General features: G+C 66.3%; 4 protein-coding genes and 1 pseudogene. All 5 read right to left on the minus strand.

Annotation, left to right across the window (positions count from 1 at the left end; translation table 11 throughout):
* A pseudogene (locus tag EOA28_RS34890) lies at window positions 1-271 on the minus strand (molecular chaperone HtpG); the annotation flags it as partial.
* The gene (locus EOA28_RS34895; protein WP_127252251.1) at window positions 272-646 is read right to left on the minus strand and encodes a DUF982 domain-containing protein; all 375 of its coding nucleotides are present in this window, start codon (window positions 644-646) and stop codon (window positions 272-274) included.
* Window positions 627-986, minus strand: a complete 360-nt coding sequence (locus tag EOA28_RS39270) for a hypothetical protein (RefSeq protein WP_189342369.1) — start codon at window positions 984-986, stop codon at window positions 627-629. The genes EOA28_RS34895 and EOA28_RS39270 overlap by 20 nt, the downstream gene beginning before the upstream one ends.
* A 114-nt stretch (window positions 987-1100) precedes the next feature.
* Window positions 1101-1322 (minus strand): hypothetical protein, encoded by a 222-nt coding sequence (locus EOA28_RS34905; RefSeq protein WP_126078119.1) that lies wholly within the window; start codon window positions 1320-1322, stop codon window positions 1101-1103.
* A 65-nt stretch (window positions 1323-1387) separates the two neighbouring features.
* Window positions 1388-1726: TCP-1/cpn60 chaperonin family protein (locus EOA28_RS34910; protein ID WP_281060954.1), on the minus strand; the 339-nt coding region annotated here is incomplete at its 5' end.

The raw sequence follows: 1726 nt of genomic DNA on the forward strand, positions 1-1726 counted from the left end.
GGCTCATGCCGATGCCGTTGTCCTCGCCAGAAAGCTGCTTATTGTCCGGGTCGGCGGCAATCGTGATGCGCGGCTTCGGATCGTCGCCCAGAAGCTCGGGACGGCTCACCGCCTCGAAGCGCAGCTTTTCGCAGGCATCCGCCGCGTTGGAGATCAGCTCGCGCAGGAAGACGTCGCGGTCCGAATAGACCGAATGCACCATCATGTGCAGCAGCCGCGAGACGTCCGCCTCGAATGTCCTGGTTTCCGCCGTCTTGGTGTCAGTCGTCATTCAGAATTCCTGGGTTGGTCGTTTGTCCGCCGCGCAGCACGCGCCGGGCTTCAAATCTTCAGCTATTGTTACTTGTGCCATTGTTGCTTGTGGACGCGCGCCCTGCCAGCGCCGCGGGCGCAGCGAAACCATGTCCGGCGCCAGAATATCGTTGCGGCGGGCGAAGGCAACAAGGGTTGCCCGCACCGTCTCCGCGTCGATTTCGCCGGCAATGCCGGCCTTGCAGGCATTGAGCGCGATCGCATGCGCGCTGCTCCTGCTCGCGGCCGGCCAATCCTGCAGCAGGGCATAGGCTTCCGCCACCGTCTCCAGACGCGCCGGCAAGCCCATGCCGACAAGCACCGTGACAGGCTCTTCAAAGCGGTCGTGGTTCATGGTCTGGCCCCTCTTTCGGGTGGATACCCACGGTGCCCGGGCGAAGCCCACCGGCGAGCGCATGCCGGCGCGGGTAGGGTGGTTGCAGGACGATGCCATGCGGCCGCGGCTGGCCTATGCCGGGGAAGGCCTGCACATTGATCAGGCCCGCCGGCGTGCTGTGCGTCGCTGAAATCTGCTGGTTCAGGCGCGGCGGCGGCAGCGCGCTATGCGCCTTGGCCAGGGCCTCGATCCAGGCGGCGACCGCCAGCGGCACCGGGGCGCGCCCGTCGATCCAGCGCGTCGCATCGGTCCTGGAACAGCCAAGCTCCTGCGCAAGGTCGCCGGCGTCCCATCGCAAGCTTCTCAGGCATTCCCGCAAGCGTCCTGCAATCATGGCAATCGCAATTCCCTTCGCCCAAATCCCATCGCGACATAGTTGGACGGCCCCCGCTGTGGCGGGGGCCGATTTCGCTCAGCTTCGCGCCGATGTTTCGGTGGACGACACCTGCTGCGCGGCAAGGAACATCAGCGTCGAGGCGACCGTCCGCCGGTTCCACCCGGTGGCTTCGGCCGCGTCGAGCAGGCCTGCCAGCAGCGGTTTCAGCGCGCTCCGGCATTCGGCTTCATAGGCGAGGAATTCGCTTGCCGAATGCGTCGGCGCGGGAATCGAGCCATCTGCGCTCATCATGTTCATAACGCCCTCCCAAGTTTTGGCGGAACGCCCGCTCCCGTAGCCGGGAGCGGGCTCTCGTCAGCGTCTCAGAAGTCCATGCCGGCGCCGGCCGGCACGGCCGGGGCGGCTTCCTTCTTCGGCTTTTCGGCCACCATCGCCTCAGTGGTGACGAGCAGACCGGCGACCGAGGCCGCATCCTGCAGCGCGGTGCGCACCACCTTGGCGGGGTCGATCACGCCCTGCTTGTAGAGGTCGCCATACTGGCCGGTCTGGGCGTTCCAGCCGTAGGCGAAGTCCGTCTTCTCGCGCAGCTTGCCGACGATGATCGAGCCTTCCGATCCGGCATTCTCGGCGATCTGGCGCGCCGGAGCCTCGATCGCGCGCCGCACGATGTCGACGCCGGATCTCTGATCGGGATTGTCGAC

The sequence above is a fragment of the Mesorhizobium sp. M2A.F.Ca.ET.067.02.1.1 genome, assembly GCF_004023285.1.
GTDB lineage: Bacteria > Pseudomonadota > Alphaproteobacteria > Rhizobiales > Rhizobiaceae > Mesorhizobium.

Bases quoted from the DNA above. Each gene is read 5' to 3' on its own strand.
- EOA28_RS34895 (WP_127252251.1), bottom strand. From the start codon at position 646: ATGAACCACGACCGCTTTGAAGAGCCTGTCACGGTGCTTGTCGGCATG.
- EOA28_RS34905 (WP_126078119.1), bottom strand. From the start codon at position 1,322: ATGAACATGATGAGCGCAGATGGCTCGATTCCCGCGCCGACGCATTCG.